Origin of the sequence: Kitasatospora sp. NPDC087314 (assembly GCF_044744365.1) — a bacterium.
In the GTDB taxonomy this organism is placed as follows: Bacteria; Actinomycetota; Actinomycetes; order Streptomycetales; family Streptomycetaceae; genus Kitasatospora.
Genome location: NZ_JBIUYE010000013.1, coordinates 158,826 through 182,936, shown reverse-complemented (window position 1 = coordinate 182,936; position 24,111 = coordinate 158,826). Strand labels below are relative to the sequence as shown.

The 24,111-nt window shown below is 72.2% G+C and carries 19 protein-coding genes and 1 riboswitch; of the genes, 12 read left to right on the top strand and 7 right to left on the bottom strand.

Annotated features, from left to right (window positions below; genetic code table 11):
- Positions 1-80: 80 nt before the first annotated feature.
- From ACIO5E_RS27590 to ACIO5E_RS27565, 6 genes are all read left to right on the top strand, one after another.
- Positions 81-650, top strand: coding sequence for an exonuclease domain-containing protein (locus ACIO5E_RS27590; protein ID WP_400672730.1), 570 nt, complete (start codon positions 81-83; stop codon positions 648-650).
- A gap of 242 nt (positions 651-892) precedes the next feature.
- Positions 893-1,639 carry an SMI1/KNR4 family protein gene (locus ACIO5E_RS27585; RefSeq protein WP_400672727.1) on the top strand — a complete coding sequence of 249 codons (747 nt, stop codon included), beginning with the start codon at positions 893-895 and terminating at the stop codon, positions 1,637-1,639.
- A 206-nt stretch (positions 1,640-1,845) separates the two neighbouring features.
- Entirely contained in the window at positions 1,846-2,526 is a 681-nt protein-coding gene (locus ACIO5E_RS27580) for a TnsA-like heteromeric transposase endonuclease subunit (protein WP_400672724.1), read from the top strand.
- Positions 2,523-4,565 (top strand): integrase, encoded by a 2,043-nt coding sequence (locus ACIO5E_RS27575; protein WP_400672721.1) that lies wholly within the window; start codon positions 2,523-2,525, stop codon positions 4,563-4,565. Before ACIO5E_RS27580 ends, ACIO5E_RS27575 begins: the two co-directional genes overlap by 4 nt.
- The gene (locus tag ACIO5E_RS27570) at positions 4,562-5,638 is read left to right on the top strand and encodes a TniB family NTP-binding protein (protein ID WP_400672718.1); all 1,077 of its coding nucleotides are present in this window, start codon (positions 4,562-4,564) and stop codon (positions 5,636-5,638) included. The genes ACIO5E_RS27575 and ACIO5E_RS27570 overlap by 4 nt, the downstream gene beginning before the upstream one ends.
- Positions 5,635-8,274, top strand: coding sequence for a TniQ family protein (locus ACIO5E_RS27565; RefSeq protein ID WP_400672716.1), 2,640 nt, complete (start codon positions 5,635-5,637; stop codon positions 8,272-8,274). The genes ACIO5E_RS27570 and ACIO5E_RS27565 overlap by 4 nt, the downstream gene beginning before the upstream one ends.
- A gap of 123 nt (positions 8,275-8,397) precedes the next feature.
- Here ACIO5E_RS27565 and ACIO5E_RS27560 read toward each other — a convergent pair whose 3' ends face one another.
- The 4 genes from ACIO5E_RS27560 to ACIO5E_RS27545 all read right to left on the bottom strand — a co-directional run bounded on the left by ACIO5E_RS27560 (position 8,398) and on the right by ACIO5E_RS27545 (position 13,523).
- Positions 8,398-9,309: a M56 family metallopeptidase gene (locus ACIO5E_RS27560; protein WP_400672714.1), complete on the bottom strand. Its 912-nt coding sequence runs from the start codon at positions 9,307-9,309 to the stop codon at positions 8,398-8,400.
- Positions 9,306-9,674, bottom strand: a complete 369-nt coding sequence (locus tag ACIO5E_RS27555) for a BlaI/MecI/CopY family transcriptional regulator (protein ID WP_400672983.1) — start codon at positions 9,672-9,674, stop codon at positions 9,306-9,308. Before ACIO5E_RS27555 ends, ACIO5E_RS27560 begins: the two co-directional genes overlap by 4 nt.
- 256 nt (positions 9,675-9,930) lie before the next feature.
- Positions 9,931-12,672 carry an FtsX-like permease family protein gene (locus ACIO5E_RS27550; RefSeq protein WP_400672712.1) on the bottom strand — a complete coding sequence of 914 codons (2,742 nt, stop codon included), beginning with the start codon at positions 12,670-12,672 and terminating at the stop codon, positions 9,931-9,933.
- Positions 12,669-13,523 carry an ABC transporter ATP-binding protein gene (locus ACIO5E_RS27545; RefSeq protein WP_400672710.1) on the bottom strand — a complete coding sequence of 285 codons (855 nt, stop codon included), beginning with the start codon at positions 13,521-13,523 and terminating at the stop codon, positions 12,669-12,671. The genes ACIO5E_RS27550 and ACIO5E_RS27545 overlap by 4 nt, the downstream gene beginning before the upstream one ends.
- 136 nt (positions 13,524-13,659) lie before the next feature.
- A riboswitch (M-box (ykoK) riboswitch) is annotated at positions 13,660-13,836 on the top strand.
- A 361-nt stretch (positions 13,837-14,197) separates the two neighbouring features.
- On the opposite strand from ACIO5E_RS27545, the gene ACIO5E_RS27540 reads away from it, so the two are divergent.
- From ACIO5E_RS27540 to ACIO5E_RS27530, 3 genes are all read left to right on the top strand, one after another.
- Positions 14,198-15,844: an NRAMP family divalent metal transporter gene (locus tag ACIO5E_RS27540; RefSeq protein WP_400672707.1), complete on the top strand. Its 1,647-nt coding sequence runs from the start codon at positions 14,198-14,200 to the stop codon at positions 15,842-15,844.
- Positions 15,845-15,929: 85 nt separating this feature from the next.
- On the top strand, positions 15,930-16,664 hold the full coding sequence (locus ACIO5E_RS27535; RefSeq protein WP_400672704.1) for an MgtC/SapB family protein: 735 nt from the start codon (positions 15,930-15,932) through the stop codon (positions 16,662-16,664).
- 46 nt (positions 16,665-16,710) lie between these two features.
- Positions 16,711-17,391: a YoaK family protein gene (locus ACIO5E_RS27530; protein ID WP_400672701.1), complete on the top strand. Its 681-nt coding sequence runs from the start codon at positions 16,711-16,713 to the stop codon at positions 17,389-17,391.
- A 69-nt stretch (positions 17,392-17,460) separates the two neighbouring features.
- Here ACIO5E_RS27530 and ACIO5E_RS27525 read toward each other — a convergent pair whose 3' ends face one another.
- On the bottom strand, positions 17,461-18,108 hold the full coding sequence (locus ACIO5E_RS27525) for a hypothetical protein (RefSeq protein WP_400672699.1): 648 nt from the start codon (positions 18,106-18,108) through the stop codon (positions 17,461-17,463).
- Positions 18,109-18,570: 462 nt separating this feature from the next.
- Here ACIO5E_RS27525 and ACIO5E_RS27520 point away from each other — a divergent pair, with 462 nt between their 5' ends.
- Genes ACIO5E_RS27520 through ACIO5E_RS27510 form a run of 3 tightly spaced genes read left to right on the top strand, consistent with a single transcriptional unit; the run spans position 18,571 to position 22,009 of the window.
- Positions 18,571-19,095, top strand: coding sequence for a PadR family transcriptional regulator (locus ACIO5E_RS27520; protein WP_400672696.1), 525 nt, complete (start codon positions 18,571-18,573; stop codon positions 19,093-19,095).
- Positions 19,092-19,778 carry an ABC transporter ATP-binding protein gene (locus ACIO5E_RS27515; RefSeq protein WP_400672693.1) on the top strand — a complete coding sequence of 229 codons (687 nt, stop codon included), beginning with the start codon at positions 19,092-19,094 and terminating at the stop codon, positions 19,776-19,778. The genes ACIO5E_RS27520 and ACIO5E_RS27515 overlap by 4 nt, the downstream gene beginning before the upstream one ends.
- Positions 19,775-22,009: an FtsX-like permease family protein gene (locus ACIO5E_RS27510; RefSeq protein ID WP_400672690.1), complete on the top strand. Its 2,235-nt coding sequence runs from the start codon at positions 19,775-19,777 to the stop codon at positions 22,007-22,009. The genes ACIO5E_RS27515 and ACIO5E_RS27510 overlap by 4 nt, the downstream gene beginning before the upstream one ends.
- A 43-nt stretch (positions 22,010-22,052) precedes the next feature.
- Here ACIO5E_RS27510 and ACIO5E_RS27505 read toward each other — a convergent pair whose 3' ends face one another.
- Both ACIO5E_RS27505 and ACIO5E_RS27500 read right to left on the bottom strand, forming a co-directional pair.
- Positions 22,053-22,529: an NUDIX hydrolase gene (locus ACIO5E_RS27505; protein WP_400672687.1), complete on the bottom strand. Its 477-nt coding sequence runs from the start codon at positions 22,527-22,529 to the stop codon at positions 22,053-22,055.
- A 30-nt stretch (positions 22,530-22,559) separates the two neighbouring features.
- Positions 22,560-24,068, bottom strand: coding sequence for an SDR family NAD(P)-dependent oxidoreductase (locus ACIO5E_RS27500; protein WP_400672684.1), 1,509 nt, complete (start codon positions 24,066-24,068; stop codon positions 22,560-22,562).
- Positions 24,069-24,111: the final 43 nt, after the last annotated feature.

Here is a 24,111-nt window from a genome sequence, read left to right as displayed (position 1 = left end):
CGGGGGCGGCACCGCCGCATCCGCACCGCAGCAGGAAAATCCAGGTGCCCCGGCCGCCACTCGTCCCTACGCTTCCCGCCATGGACAGCACCGGGGCCGAGCGGCTCCTTAACGTCGTGGATGTCGAAGCCACCTGCTGGGCCCGCGGCCGACCGCCGGGCGCGGTCAGCGAGATCATCGAGATCGGGCTGACCGTCGTCGACCTGGCCACCGCGGAGCGCCTCGCCCGGCATCGGATTCTGGTGCGTCCCGCCCGGTCCACGGTCAGCGAGTTCTGCACGGAGTTGACCGGCCTCACACAACACGAGGTGGACGGAGGGGTCAGCTTCGCCGAGGCGTGTCGGCTGCTGGCGGTCGAACACCACACCGGGTCCCGTCCGTGGGCCAGTTGGGGCGACTACGACCGCAACCAGTTCACCCGGCAGTGCCAGAACACCCGGACGCCCTATCCCTTCGGCCGGCACCACACCAACGCCAAAGCGGCCTTCACCGAGGCATACGGCCTGCGCAAACGCCCTGGAATGGCGCAGGCCCTGGAGATCGCCGGGCGGCGGCTCGAAGGCCGTCACCACCGCGGCGAGGACGACGCCTGGAACATCGCCGCCCTCGTTCTCCACCTGTCCGAGCGGGGCGTCTGGCCGGATCAGTGATGACCGTGCTGGGCAGCCCTCTGCACGCGGAGGCCGGACAGCAGATCGGGGCCGGGCGCATCAAGACGGATCTCCGGGATTGGCTCTCAGCCCACGGCATATTCCGCGGAAGCCAGATTCACTGAGAATCCTGCGCCGAGTGTTCTCAGCCGACTTGGCAACTCCACAGCTGAGGACAAGATCCAAAGACAAGCTCACCGAGACCGGACACCACCGTCGCCCCACGGCTATGCTCCCCGTGCATGACCGCTGCTTCGCATGATGTCCCCACGCCGCCACACCTCGGACGGCGGCCTGGACCTGCTCGCGAGGCGGCGAACGACGACGCGTTGATCGAGAAGCTGCGTGCACGTGCCTGGGACCCCGGTCGGCGCTTCGATGAGGCTCATGTGCCGGGCGCGTGGATAGCAGAGCGCTACGGCACGGACTGGTTGGGGCAGTCCCAGGACGGTCGACGCGGGTCCTGCAGCGACGGGACGATTGCGTTCAAGTCGTTGACCGAGGTGGTGGCCGCCTACTACGCGGACGCTCCGCGTGGTCCGCTATTTGCTCCGGTCACTTTGGCGCAGGTTGAGGACGTCGAGCGCAGGCTGGGGCTTCGATTGCCCGAGTTGCTCCGCCGTGTCTACACCGAGGTCGCAGACGGGGGCTTCGGGCCCGACTGTGGGCTCGTCTCGCTGTGTGACGGGAACCGGGCACCGGGCCACCTGAGCGACTGGCCGTCCGCAGCACGTGCTCGCGAACGCAACCGAGCGGCGGGGGTACCGGAGTCGTGGTTCGAGCTGACGGCAGGCGGCTGCTCGATGTACTGGCACGTCTCATTGCTCGCCGTCGACAACCCGGTGTTGCTATACGACTGCGATAGGTGGGTGCCCGAATGGGGAGAGGATCCTCACGACGGGCTCTCCTACGCGGCCGAGTCGTTGCGGAAGTGGCTTTGGACCTGGGCCGACGGTGGCAACGTCTGGCGAGAGGTCCTGGACAGATAGCGGCTCGATTCCGTTCCAGATCGATCGCGTAGCCACACGAAACTCCCACAGCCCAGGGACCTGTCCGTCGCCTGCTGCAACGACGCCGGACAATCACCCGATCGAGATCTTGGCCGCTCCTGTTCCTGCTCCTAGGGTCAGCAAGCGTGGGTGCGGTGAGGAGCGGGAGGGTCCGTGTCCGGTATCGCCAGATCGACGGAGAGGTCGTGGAGACCTCGTTGGACCGGCTGGTGGTCTCCGAGGTCACGGCGGGGATGCCGGTGCGCGAGTTTCGTTCGTACCGAGGGCGGCGGCACTACTCGGGTTGGTACTGGGCGGCCACCACCCAGGGGCTGGTGGCCTACGAAAGCCGCCTGGAGTTGGCACGGATTCTGCTGGCCGACTTCGATCCGTCGGTGGTAGCGATCGCGGCCCAGCCCTTCCAACCGGTCGGCGCGGACGGATCCTCGGTGCGAAGGCACGTCCCCGATCTCTTGTTGGCGCGTGAGGACGGCTCGGTGACGGTGGTCGATGTGAAGGCGGCCTGGCGGGCGAAGGCACCCGAGGTGGTCGCGCAGTTCGCCTGGACCGAGCAGGTCTGCGCGACGCGGGGCTGGGCGTTCGAGACGTGGTACGGAGCGGATCCGGTCCTGGTGGAGAACGTCCGGTTCCTGGCCGGCTACCGGCGGCCGGAAGTCATCGATCAAGATGCAGCGCGCCATGCGGCCCAGGCCGCGAGGACGCACCGCAGCATCTCCGCGATCGAGCAGGCCCTGGCGAGCCGGTTTCCCCCGGAGCTGGTGCGGCCCGCCGTCCTGTATTTGCTCTGGTCCGGGGCGCTGACCTGCGACCTGAACCGTCTGCTCGGGGCATGGAGCGAGGTCCGGCTGACTGGGGAGGACACATGACCGGCGGTGCGATGGCGGTCTTCGCCGGGTCGCGGCTGATGTTCGACGGCGACTTGGTGGAGGTGGTGGAGTTCGACGGCGCGCACATCACGTTGCGCAACATCCGTACCGGAGCGTTCAGCGCGGTGTCCTTCGCCCGGCTCGCGGCGGGGGCTCGGATGGAGTCGGCCGCCGAGTTGGAGGAGACGACCGGCGGAGTGGCCCTGGCAGGTCTGTCGGATCGGCAGCGCGAGGAGGTCGAGGAGCGGGCCGGGCACATCCGTGAGGTCCTCAGCGGATTTCGCAGCGGCTTCGCCGAGATGGCGGCGGCCGGTGAGCCTCGCCCGCAGTTCTCTCCGGAGCTCGCGGTCTCCGAGCGCATCGAGGCGAAGGCCTTCGAGCTGGAGGTGTCCGCGCGCACTCTCCAACGCTGGATCGCCGCCTACGAGCAGGCCGGGGTCTCCGGACTGGTGGACCTGCGGCAGCTCAAGGGGCGCGACAGCAGGGTGGACCCACGCTGGGACGACGCGGTGCGCGAGGTGTTCGCATCGCTGGTCGACGCCTCCACGCCGACGCGGTCGGCCGTGATCCGCAAGGTCGAGGCTCTGCTGGAGGAACGACACGGGCCTGGGACGGTTCCGCTGCCGGCCCGGTCAACGGCCTACGCGCGGCTGGAGGCGTTGGGACGGGGCACGAACGCGCTGACGGGCAGCGCGAAAGCCCGCCGGTCGATCGCCGAGCGCCCGAAGGGCGTCTATGGCCGGCTGCGGGCGACGAGGCCGGGCGAGTACGTGGTGCTGGACACGCAGGACCTGGACGTCTACGCGATGGAGGAAGTCACCTGCCGTTGGGTGAGGACCCAACTCACCGTCGCACAAGATCTGTTCACGCGCTGCATCGTCGGCCTGCGCGTCACGGCGGTGTCCACGCGGGCGGTCGACGTCGCCGCCGTGCTGTTCGAGGCGATCGCGCCACCGGCCGAGGAGGACGAGCCGAGGACACTGGCCCCGTTCCACGGGCTGCCGGACCAACTGGTCTGGACCGAGGAGGACTCGCCTGGCCGCGGCCTCTGCCCACCCGAGACCCTGGTGGTTGACCACGGTCGCGCGTTCCTGTCCACGCAGGTGATCAGCGTCTGCACCCGGCTGGGGATCTCCATCCAGCCCGCACAGCCGAAGAAGCCCACGGACAAGCCGACCGTCGAGCGGTTCTTCAAGACCCTGCGCGAGGGCCTGATCCAGCACCTTCCCGCCTACAAGGGCCCAGACGTCCACAGCCGCGGGCTGGCGGTCGAGGACCAGGCGTTCTTCTTCGTCCACGAGCTCGAAGACGTGATCCGTGAGTGGCTTCGGGAGGTTCACCACCGCTCTAAGCACGATGGGCTGGTCATCCCGCAGTGGCCGGGCGTCGCGCTGTCACCGCTGGAAATGCTGCGAATTGGCATTGCGAAGGCCGGACGGCTGCGGATGGCGCCGAACCCGGACCTGGCCTACGACTTCCTGGAGGTGGTACCGCGCACGATCCAGCACTACGGGGTCGAGGTCGGCGGACTCCGCTACAACGGGGCGGTGCTGGACGGCTACCGCAACCAGACCAGCCCCTACGGCGGGCGCCTGGCGGGCCGGTGGCCGATCCGGGTCAACCCGGACGATGTCCGCTTCGTCTATTTCCACGATCCGGCCGACGGCCGTTGGCACCGGCTGGAATGGGAACACGCCCCAGGCCTCGCCTCGCCGTTCAGCGCGGAGGCCGCCGCCTACACCCGGCGCCTGGCCACCGGGGAAGGACGGCATGTCGAACCCGAGCAGGCTCTGACCGAGTTGCTGGGGCGCTGGGAGAAGGGGTCGGTCACCGGCCGCCGCGAGCGCAGGATGGCGCTTCGGATCTCGGCCGACCGGCCAGCCTTCCCTCAGCCCTCGCCTGCGTCCGAGTCCGCCGCCAGGACGGGCCTGCACCTGGTCCCGGCCGCGGTGACGGCGGGTGATACCGACGAGGACGACGAGATCTTCGATGGCCCCGACGACGACTTCTACGACGACGCTTTCGAGGTATTGCAGTGACGCCCCCGCCGCTGTTCAGCCTCTCCCGCAAGGAGGGCTGGCGGCGCTTCGTCGACACCCCGCCCCGGGTCCGGCCCGAGACGCTCACCCTCGCCCAGCTGACCGCCCTGGGCGAGGACGCCGTGGATGACTACAACGACCGGCGCCACGACTGGCACGCCAATTTCGGCATCATCCAGACCCCGCAACTGGCATCCATTCACGGGGAGTTGGAACAGATCGTCCACAGCAACCGGCAGGACGCCGACCGAATTCGCTCCGCCGCGGTGATCGATGCCCTGCCGGGCCTGGGCAAGACCACCATCGCGAACCTGTTCGGCCGCGACTTCGACCGCGCCCAGATCCGCCGGCACGGCCCAGTCACCGAACTCGGGAACGAGCGCGTCCCGGTGTTCCGCGTCGGACTGACCTCGAATACCACCCTGCGGACCCTGAACCGGATGATCTGCGAGTTCTACGGCCACCCCGCCACCGACCGGGCGAGCGCCGCCGCGCTGGCCAGCCACGCGCTGGACTGCGTGCTCAGCTGCGAGAGTCGCGTCGGGATCATCGACGACATCCACTTTATCGATCTCGCCCGCCGCGACGGTCTGGCGGTCAGCAACCACCTGAAGTGGCTGGCCAACGAGCTGCCCGTCACCTTCATCTACGTCGGCGTCGGCCTGGCCGAGCGCCGGTTCTTCGCCGACGGTCTCACGGGCAAGAACACCGTCCTTGCCCAGACCGCGCGCCGGTGGACACGTCTTGGGGTCGAGCCGTTCCACCAGGAGGACGGAACCGGGCGCCGACACTGGCGAAGCCTGATCAAATCCACCGAGCGGCAGCTGGTGCTTGCCGACCACCGCCCCGGGATGCTGGTCGAGCTGGAGGACTACCTGTTCGAGCGGACCACCGGGCACATCGGTTCGTACTTCACGCTGCTGGTCCGAGGCTGCTACCGCGCGATCCGCACCGGCACGGAGGCCCTCACCCGTGACCTGCTCGACGAGATCCTCCTTGACGAGGCATCCGAGCAGGCCCGCCGCTGCCTGCCCGCCCCCAGGCGCAGGCCCGCCCGCCAGGCGGCATCGTGAGCCCGGCAGCCCGCGTCCTGCCGCTGCGAGTCGCCCCGCTGGACGGCGAGAGCATCGACAGCTGGCTGCACGCGTTGGCCCGCCGCTACGGGATCACCGTGCGCCGACTGCTGAGCGTCCTGGGCCTGCCCAGCCCCGTCAAGCCGCAGGAACTCCTCACGGAAGGGCCACCCGAGGACCTCCGCAGACTGGAGATGCTCGCGGCGCTGCCCACCGGGCGGCTGGACAGCACCGTCCCGTCCGCCACATGGTTTCCCGGGCGGCCGCGCACCCGCACCCCGCGCTACTGCCCTCCCTGCCTAGCCGATCGGGGCGGCAGGTTCCGCCTCAGCTGGTGGTCACCCTGGACCTTCGCCTGCACGCAGCACCGCCTCCTGCTGGCCGACCGCTGCCCCACCTGCCACACTCTGCCCCACCAGCGCATGCCGCTTCCCTCCCCGCCCGGAATCTGCGCCGCCCCGCAAAAGCGACAGAGCCACTGCATCACCAACCTGACCACAGTTCCTGTGACCGAACTGTCCCCCAGCAGCCCGTTGCTGGACACCCAGCACTGGATCGACGCCGTCACCGCGGGAGGCGCCGACCGCACCGCGGCCGAGGTCTTCAACGACCTGGAGTATCTGGCGAACTGGCTGCAACGCACCCTGGACGAACGTGACACCGCCGACCTCGACCCCATCGCCGCCGAAGGATGGAAGCGCCGGCCGACCGCCGCCTCCGACGCCGCTTCGAGCACCTGGAAGGCACAACTGACCGCCCCGGTCGCCGCCGTCGTCGCCCGCGAGGGACAGACTCTGATCTGCGCCGACGACCAGCACGCAATCGACCGCCTGCGCATCCTCAACCACCGGCGCCCGAACGGTCTCTCCACGCGTCCTCACACCATGGACCCCCGCCACTTCGCGATGCTCTCACCGGCCCTGCAGAGCAGGTTCATCCGGGCCGCCGACGCGGGCCTGGAACCGACCAGCCGGATCCGCTTGCGGTCCTGCACCTCCACCGCACGTCTTCCGCGAACCGACGAGCCGGCCAGCCGCGCCCGCTTGGTCCCGCAACTCCTCTGGCCCGACTGGACATTGCGGATCCTGCCCGAAACGATGCGCCCGGAGTTGTTCCGCGCCGTCGCATCGGCGCTCGTCCTTCACGTCGGACAACCCGAACACACCATCCGGAGCACGGTCCAGCACCTACACCCCCACATCGGCCGCTATCTGCTCGCCACCACTCTCCAGGACATGATTCAGGCCGGGAACTCCCCGCTCCTGGAGGTGTTCTGCCGGATCGCGGACTTCCTGGATAGCGAGGGCAGCCCGATCGACTACCACCGCCGCCGGGAACTGGTCACCGCGGACATCCTCGCCGAAGACGATTGGATGCAACTCTGCTACCGCACCGGAACCAACCCTGGCGAGCACGGCCCGAAGGCCGCACCCACTCCACGCTTCCGCCAGGCCCAGCGCTACCTGGTCCAGCTGATGACCGGCGACGACCTCTCCGCACCCATCCACCCGCTGACCTGGACAAAACGGGGTGAGCGCGCCCGATACTTCCAGTCCATCGAGTCGTTCCCACCCGCACAGCGCCATGCCCTGCGCGAGCACGGATGCGAGGCCCTCCGCACGCTCGGGATCGACGAACCCCTCACATGGAGCCCCCCCGACCACATCTGCCACGACATCCGCCTGCCTGGCCCACGCCTCGACGATATCGACCTCAAAGCCCTGCACCGCCTCGTCCACCGCGAGAGCGTGCCGGTCGTCCAGGCGGCCGCCGCGCTCCGCACCAACCACACCCACGTCCGCTTCGCGCTGGACCTGATCGAGCCCAAGCGCCCCCGCCGCGGCGAGCCGACAACGCGAGGCTCGACCTGGAAGCACCGCGAACGCGCCCGGACCCTGCTGACGGCCGACTTCTTCCAACGCGAGTACGTCATGGCCCGCAAGAACGCCGGGGCGATCGCCAAGGAACACGGCCTTCCCCGCGACATCGTGGTCGAGTTCGCCCACGACGCCGGGTTCACACGCCACCATTCGCCCCGCCCCGTCGACATCGACCCGGCCTGGCTTCGAGACCAGTACGTCAACCACAAGCGATCGACGCTCTCGCTCGCCGAAGAGATCGGCACCGAGGACATGACCATCCTGCGCAGGCTGCGTCAGCTCGACATTCCCATCCGGCCGTCCGGGGTCCACAGCAGCGAGGTCATGCTGGCCCAACTTCCGGACGACGCACCGGCTGACATCAAGAAGGCCGTCCAGGGAACCCGCTACGGGTGGCTCCGCCTTGCCCGCTTCCAGGCCGCCATTGAGTTCCCGAACCTCAAGCTGGCCGGCGAGGCCCTCGGCATCGTCCCCTCCGCCCTCGTCACCCAGCTCGCCCGGCTGGAAGCCGACATCGGCGCCCCGCTGTTCCACCGCAGTGCCAAGACCAAGAACGGGACACCCATGAGCCCGACCCAGCGAGGCGCCGAGCTCCTCGCGGCACTGGCACGGGCTGACATCCAGGCTCTGGCGCCGCCCGGCGAGTTCGTCCTTCACCGCGAGAATCTCAAGTGGACGACAAGTCGTCTGGACAGAACCGATGACAAGTCGACCGGACACTCACACAAAGCCCCAGGTCGAGTTCACTCAGAATGACAAGTGATGCTGGAACCTACACGGGCTTTCGTCGTCCCCGCCGCCGAGGGTCGGCATGGCGTCGGTGAAGGCCTTGCGCCGGTACCGTGAGGGCCCGTCCGGGGCGCGCGGCCCGCCGCCGGGCTACGGATGCGGCGCGCAGACCAGCAGGTACGGCAGCAGGGGGAGCGCCACCACGCCGAGCCGGAAGGCGAGTTGGCGCCGCCGCCGGCCGCCGCCCGGTCGGGCCAGACGGCGGACCCGGGCCGGCACCCCGGTGGCGGCCACCCCCAGGGCCCCGCCCGGCGCGGAGCCTGGCGCGGAGCCCGGCGTGGCGCCGCCGGTCGCCAGGGAGCAGAGCGCGGAGGCCAGGTCGGTGCGCGACACCTGCGCCAGCGCCGCGTCGTCGGCGGCCATCTCCAGCAGCAGCGCCACCTCCGAGCGCCCGATCCGGGCCAGCGGCAGCGGGCGCAGGAGCAGCGCGAAGGTGTCCGCCGGCAGCCGGAAGAGGTGGTGGCGGCCACGGATGTGCCCGTGCTCGTGGGCGACCGCCGCGGCGAGCTGCCGCTCGTCGAGCAGCTGCAGCGCCCCGCGCGACAGGACCACCCGGGAGCGGCGGCCCGGCAGGCAGTAGACGGTCGGGTGGGCGTGCTCCAGGACCAGGGCGCCCCAGCGCCGGTCCCGTACGGCGACCACGTCCAGCAACGCCCGGTGCCGCCGCCGGGCCCGCCCGGCCCGCACCCCGACGGCCGCCACCACCGCGGCGAGCGCGGTCCCGGCGGCGGCCAGCAGCCACCAGTCGTGGGTGTGCGCGGCGACCGGCCCGGTCGGCTCCACGTGCGGGACCAGCCCGACCAGCCCGGCGGGCTCGTGGGCGAACGGCTCCACCGCGTGGTGCGCCGCCAGGAGCAGCGCGACCAGGAACGAGGCCATCAGCGCGAGCCAGAGCGCCGCGCCCGCCGCCGGACGCGCCTGCAGGCGGGCCGATCCGGCCATCCGGCGGGGCAGCAGCACCCCGGTCACGGCCAGGTAGAGGCCGAGCAGCGCAAGGGTCACTCGGTGTCCCGGGCCTTCACCTGTTCGAGGGCGGCGAGCAGGGCGGAGATCTCGTCGCCGCTTATCCGGTCGACGAAGTGGAGCAGTGCGCCCGCCCGGTCGGGGGTGGTCTCCAGGGCCTGGTGCATCAGCCTGGCGGTGTACTCCTCGCGGGTGCAGGTCGGCTCGTACACCCAGGCGCGGCCGACCTTGTCGCGGCGCAGCCAGCCCTTGGTGTGCAGGATGTCGGCCACCGTGGTGACGGTGGTGTAGGCGACCGGCCGCTGCAGCTGGAGGTCGTCGACGACCTCGCGTACCGGGGCCGGCCGGCCCCAGGCCCAGAGCCGGTCCATGATCTCGGCTTCCAGCTCGCCGAACCCGCGCAGCACTGCCCTGTCTCCCTCGCCGACCGCCGGCGCCCACCGCCCGCTGCAACCCGCCATCGTACGTGGGCGCCGTCGGGCGCGCAGGACATCCAGGGCCCGCTGCGCCCCGCCGTCGTACGTGGGCGCCGTCGGGCGCGCAGGACATCCAGGGCCACCCCCGCCCACGGCACGCGCCCCGCCCGCACACCGCACGCCGAGCGCCCGCCTGCCCCGAGTCGGGGAGGCGGGCGCTACGGACCTCAGGGCACCCGGAGCCTCAGGACAGCCGCCGCCCGAGCGGGATCCGGGTGCGGGTGAACAGGGCGGCGAGCAGGCCCGCCACCACCGGGAGCACCAGGACGACCAGCAGCAGCTGTCCCCAGGGCGCGGTGATCAGGGCCGGATGGCTGCCGAACCCGCTCGCCCGGGACTTGAGCAGCCCCACCGCGGGGACGAAGCCGTTGACCGCTCCCAGCAGCGCCCCGAGCAGGGCGATCAGTGCGCACTGCAGGCCCGCCATCGTGCGGCGGATCCGCGGTGGCGCGCCGACGGCGGCCAGGGTGGCCTGGTCCTGGCGGGAGTCGGCGGCGGCCAGCCCGGTGGCGATGCTGGCCGCGCCGAGGACGACCAGTGCGGCGAACCCGCTGAGCGCCAGGGTGAGGGCGTCGCCGCGGGGCTGGTAGCCGCGCTCGACCTCCAGCTGGGCGGCCCGGTTGAGGCGGACGACGGATGCCTCGGCGCGCTGCTGGGCCTTGCGGTCGGGCGGAGTGGTGGGCACCCAGATCGAGCCGGTGGGCTGTGCGGCGAGTCCGAGCTTCGGCAGCGCCGAGGGCAGGATCAGGCCCTGGGCGAAGCGGGCGGCGGTCGGGTTCTCGACCAGGACGGCGTCGACCGGGAGCTCCTGCAGGTCGGGCTTGGGGATTTCGCCCGGCTGCAGCGGCGCGCCGCTTCCTCCGCGCAGTTGGAGCACGGTCCGGCCGTCGCCGGCGAGGAACGCGCGGTCGAAGACCAGGATCTTCCCGGCCGCCAGGGCCTGTTCGGCGGCCGGGTCGTGGACGCCGAACTGGGTGCGGAGCACGGCGGCGTCCCCGGCGGCCAGGTGCGGGGGGCCGGACGCGGTGCGCCAGTTCGCGGTGCCCTTGAGCTGGACGGTGCTGGAGCAGCCGGCGCAGAACCGGTACACCGCGTCGGCGAGGTCGGCGCGCGGGCCGAGATCGGTCAGCTGCTTGCCCAACTCAGCGCGCATGATGTCGAGTTGGGGTCCGTCGGTGGTGGCGATGAGCTGGACGGCGCCGTACGGGGCCTGCGGCCGGTAGTCGCGGCGGTTCTCGGCGTCGGTGCTGGTGCTGTAGACGCCGATGGCGACGGCTCCGGCCACGGCGGCCATGACGGCGGCGACGGCCGGCGCGGTGCGCGAGCGGTGCCGGGCGGAGTCGCGCAGGGCGAGCCGGGGCCCGAGCGGCAGCCGTCCGGCGGCCCGGCCGACCAGGGCGACGAGGAACGGGGTGCAGGCGAGCAGGCCGAGTTCGGCGGTGATGGAGCCGCCGAGCACGGTCAGCGTGCGGGCGTCGTACGTGCTGACGACGGGCAGGCCGCGTTGCACCGCGCCCGCGCCGTACAGGGCCAGGATGGCGCCGGCGGCGAGCAGCACCAGGCCGAGCAGGGTGACCCACCGGTTCGGGCCGCGGACGGTGTCCCGGCCGGTGAGCCCGGCGGTGACGCTGCGGCGGGCGGCCTGCAGTGCGGGCAGCGCGGCCGCGAGGAGCGCGGTGAGCAGGCCGATGCCGGCGATCGCGAGCAGGTCCAGCGGTGGGAGGGCGAAGTGCCCGAAGCGGGCGCCGCCGGCCCGTTCGATCCACGGACGGAGCCCGGCGACGGCGCCGGTGCCGAGGGCCACCCCGACCACTGCCCCGGCCACGCCGAGGACGAGGCCGCCGCCGAGCACCACCGCGCCGACGTGGGACCGCCGGCCGCCGGCGGCGCCGAGCAGCGCGAGTTGGCGGCGGGAGCGGCGGGCGCCGACCGCGAAGGCGGGCCCGGCGAGCAGGGCGACCTCCAGCAGGCCCATGCCGGTGACGGTGGCCACCACGACCTTGGTGTTGTTGTCGGCGGAGGGGCCGGTGGAGCGGTAGGCGTCCCGGTAGTAGGGGACGGCGGCGCGCGGCGGCGGGGCGAGGGCGACCGAGCGGGCGGTGAGGGTGTAGCCGTGGGCGTTGAACTCCTGGACCTTGGCCCAGTCGAGGGCGGCCCCGGCGGGGAGCCGGACCAGCCAGGCGCCGTGTTCGGGCCCGGAGCGCTCCCCGGCGGGGCTGTCGGGTGGCGTGGCGGCGGCGATCTGGTCCAGCAACGCGCCCGGCTGGGCGACGAGTTCGACCCGGCGGAGGTCGTCCGGGTGCTCGACGACGCCGGTGATGGTGAAGGTCGTCCGTTCCAGGCCCGGGAGGGTGGTGGTGCCGCCGACGGCGAGCCCGGCGTGGTCGAGGAAGGCCCGGGTGGCGGCCAGTTCGCGGGGGCCTCCCGGGGCGTGGCCGTCGACCAGGTTGAGCCGGCCGTGCCAGAGCGGGTCGGCGACGTCGGCTTCGGCGGTGAGGGTGCGGACCAGGCCTTCGGGTGAGGTCGCGCCGGTCTCCGGACCCGGCCGGGCGGCGGTCAGCACGCTGCCGGGCGGCAGCAGGCCGGTGACCAGGGCGACCGGGTCGGTGCCGGCGGCCTTCTGCTGCTCGGGCGTGGGCGCCTGCCCGGGGCGGGGTTCGACCGCGAAGGCGCCGTCCTCGGCGACCGGGGCCTGCTCGACGCTCCGGCCGGGGGCGAGCGCGGTGACCAGCGCGTCCGCGCCGCCCACGACCCGTTCGACCCGTTCGGCCGGCGTGAGCTGCCCGCTGCGGTGGACGACGTCGGCGCCGGTGACGCCGAGGACGGGCAGCGCGACCATGGCGACGATCAGGGCGCTGCGGCCCTTGGCGCGCAGCGCGTCGCGGCGGGCGATGCGCAGGGCGACCTTCCATGCGCCGAGTCTCATCGGGCCACCTCGCCGAAGCCGCCGGCCGCGTGCCCGGCCCCGTCGTTCGCGTGGCCGAGGCCCCCTGCGGGGGCGCCGAGCGGGTCGCCGCCCAGTCGGCGCTTGCCGGTGCGGCGCCCGTGGCTCTCGGAGGCGACCCTGCCGTCCTTCAGGTGGACCACCCGGTCCGCCCAACTGGCGTGCGCCGCCTCGTGGGTGACCATCATCGCGGCCGCGCCGGCGTCGCAGCGGGCGCGCAGCACGGCGAGGACGGCCTCGCCGGTGGCGGAGTCGAGGGCGCCGGTCGGTTCGTCGGCGAGGACGAGCCGGCGCTCGCCGATGAGCGCGCGGGCGATGGCGACGCGTTGTTGCTGTCCGCCGGACATGTCGTCGGGGAAGCGGTCGGCGAGTTCGAGGATGCCGAGCTCCTCCAGCGCGGCCAGCGCCTCCCGGCGGGCGGTTCGTCCGGAGACGCCGTCGAGTTCGCGCGGCAGCGAGATGTTCTCCGCGGCGGTGAGGGCGGGGATCAGGTTGTAGTCCTGGAAGACGTAGCCGATGGAACGCCGCCGCAGGTCGGCGAGTCGGCCTCGACCGAGGCCGCCGAGGGTGACGCCCTCGACCCGGACCTCGCCCTCGCTGGGTGCGTCGAGTCCGCCGGCCAGGGTCAGCAGGGTGGACTTCCCGGAGCCGGAGGGCCCCATGACGGCGACGAACTCGCCCGGATGGACGGCGAGATCGACGCCGCGCAGGGCGTGCACCTCGGCTGCGCCCCGCCCGTGCACCCGGGTGACGTTGGCCAGGTGCAGGACGGGTGCGGAACGGGTCGGATCGCTGTGGGACACACTTCCCCCTAGTGGGCTTTCGAACTGCATATGTCGGTGAACTATATATGCCGGACGAGGGTGCTTGTGGAGGGGTGGCTTGGTCAAACTTCTACAAAGCTGTCGATGATTGGTCGCAAAGCGGCAGTCGGGCGGTCGTCGAGGGTCTATGCTCGGAGAGATTTGAAAGGCACCTCGTTCGGTGAGGCGTCTTCACGGACACAGGCCACTGACCCGACGACGTCGAGAGACGCCCAGGTTCAGGACAGGTCTTCCCGAGTTAAGGGTTGACCCCAAGTGGCTTCCGGCCGACCAGGCTGGACACGCCGTGGAGTGCCAAAGCTCTGACGAGTTGGGGTGTACCGGTCCCGTCGGGTCGGTCCGCTCCTTGCCGTGTCGTGAAGCGGCGCACAGTCGGTGCGCCCCCGACCGGGAGGAGGCGAGAGATATGGACTGCAGTAGTCCGGGCCACAGTTGCCCCTGCCCCCGCATGCTCTCGATCACCTCCGGCACGCGGTAACAACCTTCCCTGCGCGTTCACCCGACGTTTCGTCATGCGCTCAACCGCGCCTTGACGCAAGACGTCTGACGCATCGTCATGCCCTCACGGCCGCCGCCGCTCAGCGCCGCCGTGCGGTCCGCCGGCGTGCGCCCGCATCCGCAGGGAGGATCGCTGCTGCGTGCCCCCTGTCGCCCCCTGGGAAGGGGGCAGGGAGGCCCCTGCCATGACCAACGTGATGCTGGACCCCAAGGTCCCCACCGCCCGCACCGCCGTCCTCGACGACGCCCACCTCGGCGACATCAAGGGCGCCCTCGGCACCATCAAGCTCGACGACACCACCCCGCGCCACGGAATCTCCGCCCGTCTCAAGACGCTGCTCGCGATCATCGGCCCCGGCCTGATCGTGATGGTCGGGGACAATGACGCGGGCGCCTTCTCCACCTACGGCCAGGCGGGGCAGAACTACGGCACCCAGCTGCTGTGGACGCTCCTGATGCTCGTCCCCGTCCTCTACGTCAACCAGGAGATGGTGCTGCGCCTGGGCGCCGTCACCGGCGTCGGCCACGCGCGGCTGATCCTGGAGCGCTTCGGCAAGTTCTGGGGCGCGTTCAGCGTCATCGACCTGTTCCTGCTCAACGCCCTCACGCTGGTCACCGAGTTCATCGGCGTCACCCTGGCGGCCGGCTACCTCGGCCTGCCCAAGGCCGCCTCGGTGGTGCTGGCCGCCGGCATCATCATCGCCTCGGCCTTCACCGGCTCCTTCCAGCGCTTCGAGCGCGTCGCCGTCACCCTCTGCGCGGGCTCGCTGCTGCTGGTGCCGATCTACTTCATGGTCCACCCGAAGACCTCGCAGATGGCGCACGACTTCGTGGTGCCCAGCATGCCGGGGGGCTCGGGCCAGCTGGCGGCCGTGATGCTGGTGATCATCTCCATCGTCGGCACCACCGTCGCGCCCTGGCAGCTGTTCTTCCAGCAGTCGTACGTCATCGACAAGCGGATCACTCCGCGTTTCATGAAGTACGAGAAGGTCGACCTGTGGATCGGGATCGTCGTGGTCATCGTCGGCGCCGCCGCGATGATCGGCTTCACCTCAGCGGCCTTCGCCGGCACCGACGGTTTCGGGCAGTTCTCCGACGCGGCCGCCCTCGCCCGGGGCATCGAGGACAAGGCCGGCCACCTGGCGGGCGTGCTGTTCGCGATCGCCCTGCTGGACGCCTCGATCATCGGCGCCTTCGCGGTGTCCCTCTCCACCGCCTACGCGATCGGCGACGTGTTCGGGATCAAGCACTCGCTGCACCGGGGTGTCAAGGGTGCCAAGGGCTTCTACGGGATCTACGCCGGACTGGTCGTGGTGGCCGCCGCGATCACCCTGCTGTCCACCGAGTACACCCAGGGTCTGATGACGCAGTTCGTCCAGGTGCTCGCCGGTGTGCTGCTGCCCTCGGCGACGGTGTTCCTGCTGCTGCTCTGCAACGACAAGGACGTCCTCGGCCCCTGGGTCAACGGGCCGAAGACCAACGCCTTCACCTCGGCCGTGGTCGGCGTCCTGGTCACGCTGTCGCTGATCCTGACCGCCGCCGTGGTCTGGCCGGACATCAGCTCCGCGGCGATCCTGTGGATCATGGCCGGCTGCGGCGTGGCGGGCGTCCTGGTCGCCGGGTACTCCTTCACCTTCGGCCGCACGGCCACCAAGGAGGACCCGATCGACCGCACCGGCCGCGAGCAGTGGCGGATGCCCCCGCTGGAGACCCTGAGCAGGCCGGTCATGTCCACCGCCCGCAAGGTCGGCATGGGCGCCCTGCGCGCCTACCTGCTGCTCGCGATGGTGATGGTCATCATCAAGATCGTCCAGACCGCGTTGAGCCACTGAGCCGCCGACCGCAGCCCGAACGGACGGGTGGTGGGCAGCGGCCCGCCGCCCATCCGTCCGTCTTCCCCCAGAAGGAGGTGCCGTCGTGCACACCCTGACCACCATCGACTTCCTGGTCCGCCTGGCCACCGGCGTCGCCTGCGGCGCGCTGATCGGCGTCGAGCGCCAGTGGCGGGCCCGGATGGCCGGCCTGCGCACCAACGCCCTGGTCGCCGCCGGCGCCACCCTGTTCGTGCTGTACAGCGAGGCCGTCGGCGACACCGGCAGCCCCACCCGGGTCGCCTCGTACGTCGTCTCCGGCATCGGCTTCCTCGGCGGTGGCGTCATCCTGCGCGACGGCGCCGGCGTGCGCGGCCTCAACACCGCCGCCACGCTGTGGTGTTCGGCTGCGGTCGGGGTGCTCGCCGCCTCCGGCAAGCTCGAACTGGCGGCCCTCGGCACGCTCGCGGTCCTCGCCGTCCACCTGGTCCTGCGCCCGGCCGGACGGCTGCTCGACCGGACCCCGCAGTCCGGCAGCGACCCGGACTCCACCGTCCGCGCCACCGTCCACCTGGAGTGCGAGCGCAAGGCCGAGACCCACATCCGGGCCCTGCTGCTCCAGGCGCTGTCCGCCTCCGGCCTCGCCCCCACCGGCCTGCGCGCCCGCCGCACCGACCAGGGCGACGCCACCAGCCTGCGCGCCACCGTGGCCATCGCCGGGCAGGTCGCCCCCGCCCTCGAACAGGTCGTCAGCCGGCTCTCCCTCGAACCCGGCGTCCGGGACCTGCACTGGCACCTCGACGACGACTCCGACGATCCCGGCCGACCCGCGCTCGCCTGAGGGAGTAGAACGGAAGCACCGTCACACGACCGACCGGGAGGCCCCGATGCTCACACCCGATCCCCGGCACGGGCCGCTCGTGCCGATGCTGCTGGTGCTCACCGTCGTCACCGGCCTGGTGGACGCGGTCAGCTACCTCGAACTCGGCCACGTCTTCGTCGCCAACATGACCGGCAACGTGGTCTTCCTCGGCTTCGCGCTGGCCGGCGCGGCCGGACTCTCCGCCACCGCCTCGCTGACCGCCCTCGGCGCGTTCGTGCTCGGCGCGATGGCAGGCGGCCACCTGACCGAGCGGCTCCCCGGCCACCGGGGGCACCTGCTGACCGCCGCGGTCGCCGTCCAGGCGGTGCTCGTCGCCGCGAGCACCGTCCTGGCGGCCGTGGTCGGCCACACCTCGGACCCGGCCCGCTACACCCTGATCGGGCTGCTCGGCTTCGCCATGGGCGGCCAGAACGCGGTGGTCCGCTCCCTCAAGGTGCCCGACCTGACCACCACCGTGCTCACCATGACCATCACCGCCCTCGCCGCCGACCGCGCCGGTCCGCGCCGCCTCGCCTCCGCCGTCTGGATGTTCACCGGCGCCCTCGTCGGGGCCCTCCTGGTCCTCCACGTCAACGTCCCCACCGCCCTGGCCCTGGCCCTCGCGCTGCTCGTCGCGGTCGCGGCGCTCACCCATCGCGCGGCCAGGCCCCGCCCCGACATCCCCGGCTGGACCCAGCCGGTCTGAGGCGGGCTTCCGGTTCGGGCCTGTTCGGTCCTGCGCGATCCGGCCGTCCGGGCCGTCCGTCGGCGGGCGTCAGTCGTCCTGGCGGTGCCCGGCGCGGCCGCTCCAGAGGGGTTCCAGGCGGGCCCAGTCGCGGCTCCAGTCCTCGTCGGAGCGGCGGTCGAGGGTGTGCAGGCGCAGCCGTAGGGCGAGGGTGAGGAGGGCGAGCAGGGCGAGGAGGCCGCCGGCACCGGTGCAGGCGGCGGAGACGGCGAGGGTCGCGCGGTTGGTCGGGGGATCGGAGACGGCGCCCGCGGGATCGACCCAGACGGGGACGACGCTTCCGGCGACGGACGAGCGGGGAGCCTGGACGGTGCCGGTGTGCGGGTGGCCGTCGGGGTAGGTCCAGGAGGCCTCGACGTCGACGCGGTTGCCGTAGCCGCCGCCGAAGCGGCCGCCGGTGGCGGAGTCGTGGTCGGGGAGGGTGAGCACCACGGCGTCGACCCGGTGGAGGCGCAGCCGGTCGCTGTCGGCCTGGGGTGCGGTGGCGTGGTAGCTGAGCAGGGCGGCGGCGGTGCCGAGTGCGAGGGCGAGCAGCGCCCCGACGGTGGCCAGCAGCCAGGCGCGGGCGCGGGCCCGGTCGACCGGCCGGACCAGCGGTTCGTGCCGGGCACCGAAGGCCCGCCGCAGCCGGCGGCCGGTTCGCGGCGGTCGCGACGCGGGCCGGGGTGTGCTGGACACGTTGAGGGCTCCTCAGGGGCGTTGGGGCGGCGTGGCGGTGGGGTCGACAGAGCTGCGTCACCCAATTTCCACCCGGCGGCCGCCCGCGCACAAGAGTCGTGCGGACTCGTACCACCGGGACCACCGGGCCGCGCCGCCGCGCGCTGCCCGCGTGCCGTCGTAGACCCCTTCGGCAGCCGTGCGGCAACCGGGTGGCACCCCCACGGTCAACCGGACCCGGGACGTTCGGCCCTCGGCAGCCGTGGCCCGTCCGGGGCAGGCTTGGGTCCGGCCGCCCCCCTCGTGCCGGGTCGTGGCCGGGCCCGGTTGACCGTGGGGGTGCCGGGCCGTGGTGCGGTGCAGGGGGTGAGCGTGGGGCTACCTCCTGCCCGCCCGCACCTTTCTGACGGTGTTTTCGCAGGCAGGGGCCGTATTCTCGCCAGCTATACACTCGAAGTATACTCGTGGGGTATGGTCTCTCCCATGAGTGTTCCTTTGACCCTGTTGGGGCTGCTGGAGCGGGAGCCGAGTCATGGCTACGACCTCAAGCGCGACTACGACTCCCTCTTCGGCCGCGGCAAGCCCCTCCCGTACGGCCAGGTGTACGCGACGCTCGGCCGGCTGGCCCGCGACGGCAAGGTGGTCGCGGGCGAGGCCGAGCCCGGTGACGGCCCCGAGCGCAAGCGGTACGTGATCACCGAGGCGGGGGTGACGGAGTTCGAGACCTGGCTCAAGGACCCGGTCGCGCCCGAACCCAACCTGCAGAGCGTGCTGTTCACCAAGGTCGTGCTGGCCCTGATGCTGGGCCGGGACGCCCAGGAGTACCTGGACACCCAGCGCGCCGCCCACCTGCGCCGGATGCGCGAGCTCACCGAACTGCGCCGCACCGGCGCGCTGGTGGACGCCCTGCTCGCCGACCACGGGCTGTTCCACCTGGACGCCGACCTGCGCTGGATCGACCTCACCGCCGCACGCCTGGACGCGCTGGCCGAGGCGGTGCGCTCATGACCACGGTGATCGAGGCCCGCGACGTCGCCCTCGCCTTCGGCGAGACCCCCGCCCTGCGTGGGGCGAACCTGTCCGTCGAGGCCGGCGAGGTGCTCGCCATCATGGGCCCGAGCGGCTCGGGGAAGTCGACCTTACTCCACTGCCTGGCCGGCATCCTGGTGCCCGACGCGGGCGAGGTGCTGTTCAACGGGCAGCGCCTGGACGCGATGCCGGAGGCGCAGCGCAGCGCCCTGCGCCGGGACAAGTTCGGCTTCGTCTTCCAGTTCGGCCAGCTGGTCCCGGAGTTGACGGCCGAGGAGAACGTCGCCCTGCCGCTGCTGCTGAACGGCGTGCGCCGGACCGCCGCGCTGGCCGAGGCCCGGCCGTGGTTCGCCCGGCTCGGCCTGGACGGCATGGAGAACCGCCGCTCCGGCGAGCTGTCCGGCGGTCAGGCACAGCGGGTCGCGCTGGCCCGCGGCCTGGTGGCCCGTCCGCAGGTGCTGTTCGCCGACGAGCCGACCGGCGCGCTGGACTCGCTGACCGGCGAGCAGGTCATGGAGCTGATGGTCGACTCGGCCCGCGAACAGGGCACCACCGTCATCCTGGTCACCCACGAGCCGCGGGTCGCCGCCTACGCCGACCGCGAGGCGATCGTCCGCGACGGCCAGGCCCGTGCGCTCTCCACCGGATCGGTGGCCTCGTGATCCGCTTCTCGCTCCGTCTGGCCGTCAGCGGCGGCCGGGAGGCCGTGGCCCGGCTGCTGATGATCGCGGCGGCGGTCGCGATCGGGGTCGGGCTGCTGCTGTCGACCCTCGCCGGTGTCAACGCGATCGACCGGGCCAACGAGCGGCAGTTCTGGATGAACACCGGGGTCAAGGGCGGGACCGCCACCGCCCCGGCGGACCCGCTCTGGTGGGGCGCCCGGATGGACTACTTCCAGGGGAAGAGGGTCTTCCTGGCCCAGGTCGCCCCCACCGGGCCCACCTCGCCGGTGCCGCCCGGCCTGAGCAGGCTGCCGGCCGCCGGCGAGTACTACGCCTCGCCCGCCCTGGAGAAGCTGCTGAGCGAGGTCCCGGCCGTCGAGCTGGGCGACCGCTTCCCGGGCCGGCCGGCCGGCACCCTCGGCGACGACGCGCTGCCCTCCCCGGACACCCTGGCGGTGGTCGTGGGCCGCACCGTGGACGAGGTCAAGGCCCTGCCGAGGGCCACCACCGTCACGACCATCGCCGCCGCGCTGCCCGCCGAGTGCGACAACGACTGCTACGGCGCGGGCGTGCACGGCGACGCGATGGTCCTGGTGCTCACCGTGGTGGCCGGGGCGCTGATCTTCCCGGTGCTGATCTTCATCGGCACCGCGACCCGGTTGTCCGCAGCCACCCGTGAGCAGCGCTACGCCGCGATGCGCCTGGTGGGCGCGACGCCGGGCCAGGTGTCGGTGATCTCGGCGGTGGAGTCCACGGTCGCCGCCGTGGCCGGTACCGTCCTCGGCTTCGGCGTGTACTTCGCGCTGCGGCCGGTGATGGCCGGCGCGCCCTTCACCGGCGACCGTTTCTTCGTCGGGGACCTGAGCCTGAGTCCGGTGCACGCGGCCGGGGTGGTGCTGGGCGTGCCGGTGGTGGCCGCGCTCGCCGCCCGGTTCGCGCTGCGCCGGGTCACCATCTCGCCGCTCGGGGTCTCCCGGCGGGCCACCCCGAAGCCGCCGAGCGCCTGGCGGCTGGCCCCGCTGCTGGCCGGTCTCGGCGAGCTCGGCTACTTCGTCGGCAACCGCCCGGCGACCACCAACGGGCAGTCGGCGGCCTACCTCACCGGCTTCGTCCTGGTGATGCTCGGTCTGGTGATCTCCGGGCCGTGGCTCACCATGGCGGTCTCCCGGGGAGTGGCCCGGCGGACCAGCCGTCCGGCCTCGCTGATCGCCATGCGTCGACTGGGGGACGACCCGAGGGCGGGCTTCCGTTCGGTGGCCGGCCTGGTGCTGGCCCTGTTCGTGACGACCGCGACCCTGAGCATCATGGGCACCATCAACGCGAACCAGGGCACGCTCAACGGCGCTCCGGAGGTCCGCAAGGCCGTCGTGACCACCCCGATGGGCGGTTCGGAGAGCCCGATGGTGCTCCAGGCGGTGCCCGATGGCATGGTGGCGCGGGCCCGGGCCGTCCCCGGCTTCGCGGGGATGGCGCTGGTGCACGACAACCCGGCCGGGATCGGCGCGTACCAGTACGGCCGGGAACGGATCGTGCCTCCCCTGGTGCGCTGCTCGGAGCTCGCGCAGATTCCCGTGGTCGGCCACTGCGCGCCGGGGGCCGCCGTCGCGGCCGTCGACCGCAACCAGTTCCTCGACCTGCAAGCGAACGCCGGTAGGGAGTGGCCGACGGCAGCGGTCTCTGCCGAGGAGGTCGCCACCCTCCCGGTGCGGATGATCTATGCGACCACCGACGGCTCCGCGTCGGCCACGGAGCAGTTGCGGACGCTCTTCAACAGCGAACTCCCCCGCTACGAGGCCCGGATGGCCGAGGACTGGAGCTCCGAGGGGCAGAAGAAGCTCCAGGGCTGGCGCCAGCTCGCGAACGTGGTCCTGCTGACCACCCTGCCGATCGCCGGGTGCAGCCTCGCGGTGAGCGTGGTGGCCGGACTCTCCGACCGCCGCCGCCCGTTCGCGATGCTGCGGCTCACCGGGGCGCCGCTGCGGCTGCTGCAACGGGTGATCGGGCTGGAGAGCGCGCTGCCACTGCTGGTGGTGTCGGCGATCGCGATCGGGACCGGCTTCGCGGCGGCGGCGATGTTCCTCAAGGCGCAGATGCAGTACGACCTGGTGTCGCCGGGTGCGCCGTACTACGGGCTGACGGCCTTCGGGCTGGTCGCCTCGCTGGGCATCATCGCCTCGACGCTGCCGCTGCTGAAGCGGATCACCGGGCCGGAGGCCGCCCGCAACGGCTGATCCGCCGCAGGCTGCCCCGTATGCCCCGCGTACCCCGTCGTCCTCAGTGGGCGACGGGGTACACGTTCGTCCCGGCCCGAACGACCGGGGGCAGAGCCGGGGACAGGACCGGGGACAGCTGGGGAAGCCAGCTGCCGAGCACCAGCGCGGACGGGTAGAACATCGGCTCGGGCAACGCGTCCAGCGCGAAGCGCTCCCAACCTCCACAGGCGTGCGGCTCGGTGACGACGGCCTCGGCCAGGCTCGGCGGCGCCAGCACGGCGGCGGTGAGCCGGGGACGGCCGAGCTCGTGGTCGAGCAGGAGGGCGAGCACCCGCATCCGCTCGGCGGGCAGCACGATGCCGGTCTCCTCGGCGAGTTCGCGGGCCGCGGTCCGCTCGAAGGACTCGCCGGGGTCGACCTTCCCACCGGGCAGGCTCCAGGTGGGCGGCTCACCGGCGGTGGTCCGCCGGCCGATCAGCACCCGGCCGTCCCCGGTGGGCACGATGATTCCGGCGCCGAGCAGCGGTGCGGTCGTCAATTCGCCATCTCCTTCGCGGGGATCAGGGGACTACCAGTTGGAGCGCTCGTAGTCCTTCAGGAAGCAGCCGTACAGGTCCTCGCCGAGCTCGCCGCGGACGATCGGGTCGTACACCCGGGCCGCGCCGTCGACCAGGTCGAGCGGGGCGTGGAAGCCCTCGTCGGCCAGCCGCATCTTGTCCGGGTGCGGCCGCTCGTCGGTGATCCAGCCGGTGTCGACGGCGGTCATCAGGATGCCGTCGGACTCGAACATCTCGTGCGCGCTGGTGCGGGTGAGCATGTTGAGCGCGGCCTTGGCCATGTTGGTGTGCGGGTGGCCGGCGCCCTTGTAGCCGCGTTGGAAAACGCCCTCCATCGCGGAGACGTTGACCACGTACTTGCGGCGGGACGCGGAGGCGGCCATCGCCGGGCGCAGCCGGCTGATCAGGATGAACGGCGCGGTGGAGTTGCAGAGTTGGACCTCCAGCAGCTCGACCGGGCCGACCTCGTTGACGGTCTGCACCCAGCTGTTGGTGGGCGCGAGGTCGGGCACCAGGCCGCCGGCGTCGATCGCGGTGCCGGCCTCGATCCGGGCGGGCGTCGCGGAGCCGGTGACGAGCGCGAGGGAGGTGACGTCCTCGGCGGCCATCCGCTGGGTGTCGCCGCCCGCCTGGTGGGGGAGGGCGGGCAGGTCGACGCTGCCGCTGCCGAAGCGGCCGATGGTGGTGGCCTGCGGCAGCGCGCCGGCCGGCAGCGGCGCGGACTCGGCGGCGATCAGCTCGCGGTAGGACTCCGGCGGGCGGCGCACGGTCTGCGCGGCGTTGTTGATCAGGATGTCCAGCGGGCCGTCGGCGGCGACCTCGTCGGCGAGCGCCATGACCTGGGCCGGGTCGCGCAGGTCGATGCCGATGACCTTGAGGCGGTGGATCCAGTCGGCGCTGTCCGGCATCGCCGTGAAGCGGCGGATCGCGTCGTTGGGGAAGCGCGTGGTGATGGTGGTGTGGGCGCCGTCGCGCAGCAGCATCAGCGCGATGTACATGCCGATCTTGGCCCGGCCGCCGGTGAGCAGCGCGCGCTTGCCGGTGAGGTCGGCCCGGGCGTCGCGGCGGGCCCGGTTCTTGGCCGCGCAGGCCTGGCACAGGTTGTGGTAGAAGGCGTCGACCTCGACGTACCGCTGCTTGCAGGTGTAGCAGGAGCGGGGCCGCTCCAGGATGCCGGCGATCTCGGTGGTGGTGATGGTGGTGAGGCCGAAGGCGCCGGCGGTCTCGTCGTCGATCCGGGTGGGTGCGCCGGTGGCGGTGCGGGCGGTGACCTCGCGGTCGTTCGCGGTCTTGCGGGCGCGGGTCTCCTGGCGGCGGCGCTGCTTGAGGGTGCGGAATATGCCGCCGACGGCCTGGCGGACGGTGATCGCGTCCGGGTGGTCGACGTGCAGCTGGTCGAGCTCGGCGAGCACGTCCAGGCAGAGCTTCAGCCGCTCGGGGTCGAGGCCGGGACCGTAGTCGATCTCCTCCTCGGTGTCCGTGCCGCCCTGGTCCTGCTTGATGTCCACGCCCGCCGTCATGCCTGTCGCCGCTTCCCGCTCGCCTCGCCGTTACCGCGTGAAT

Bases quoted from the DNA above. Each gene is read 5' to 3' on its own strand.
- ACIO5E_RS27550 (WP_400672712.1), bottom strand. From the start codon at position 12,672: ATGAGACTCGGCGCATGGAAGGTCGCCCTGCGCATCGCCCGCCGCGAC.
- ACIO5E_RS27545 (WP_400672710.1), bottom strand. From the start codon at position 13,523: ATGCAGTTCGAAAGCCCACTAGGGGGAAGTGTGTCCCACAGCGATCCG.
- ACIO5E_RS27585 (WP_400672727.1), top strand. From the start codon at position 893: ATGACCGCTGCTTCGCATGATGTCCCCACGCCGCCACACCTCGGACGG.
- ACIO5E_RS27500 (WP_400672684.1), bottom strand. From the start codon at position 24,068: ATGACGGCGGGCGTGGACATCAAGCAGGACCAGGGCGGCACGGACACC.
- ACIO5E_RS27590 (WP_400672730.1), top strand. From the start codon at position 81: ATGGACAGCACCGGGGCCGAGCGGCTCCTTAACGTCGTGGATGTCGAA.
- ACIO5E_RS27515 (WP_400672693.1), top strand. From the start codon at position 19,092: ATGACCACGGTGATCGAGGCCCGCGACGTCGCCCTCGCCTTCGGCGAG.
- ACIO5E_RS27530 (WP_400672701.1), top strand. From the start codon at position 16,711: ATGCTCACACCCGATCCCCGGCACGGGCCGCTCGTGCCGATGCTGCTG.
- ACIO5E_RS27540 (WP_400672707.1), top strand. From the start codon at position 14,198: ATGACCAACGTGATGCTGGACCCCAAGGTCCCCACCGCCCGCACCGCC.
- ACIO5E_RS27575 (WP_400672721.1), top strand. From the start codon at position 2,523: ATGACCGGCGGTGCGATGGCGGTCTTCGCCGGGTCGCGGCTGATGTTC.
- ACIO5E_RS27520 (WP_400672696.1), top strand. From the start codon at position 18,571: ATGAGTGTTCCTTTGACCCTGTTGGGGCTGCTGGAGCGGGAGCCGAGT.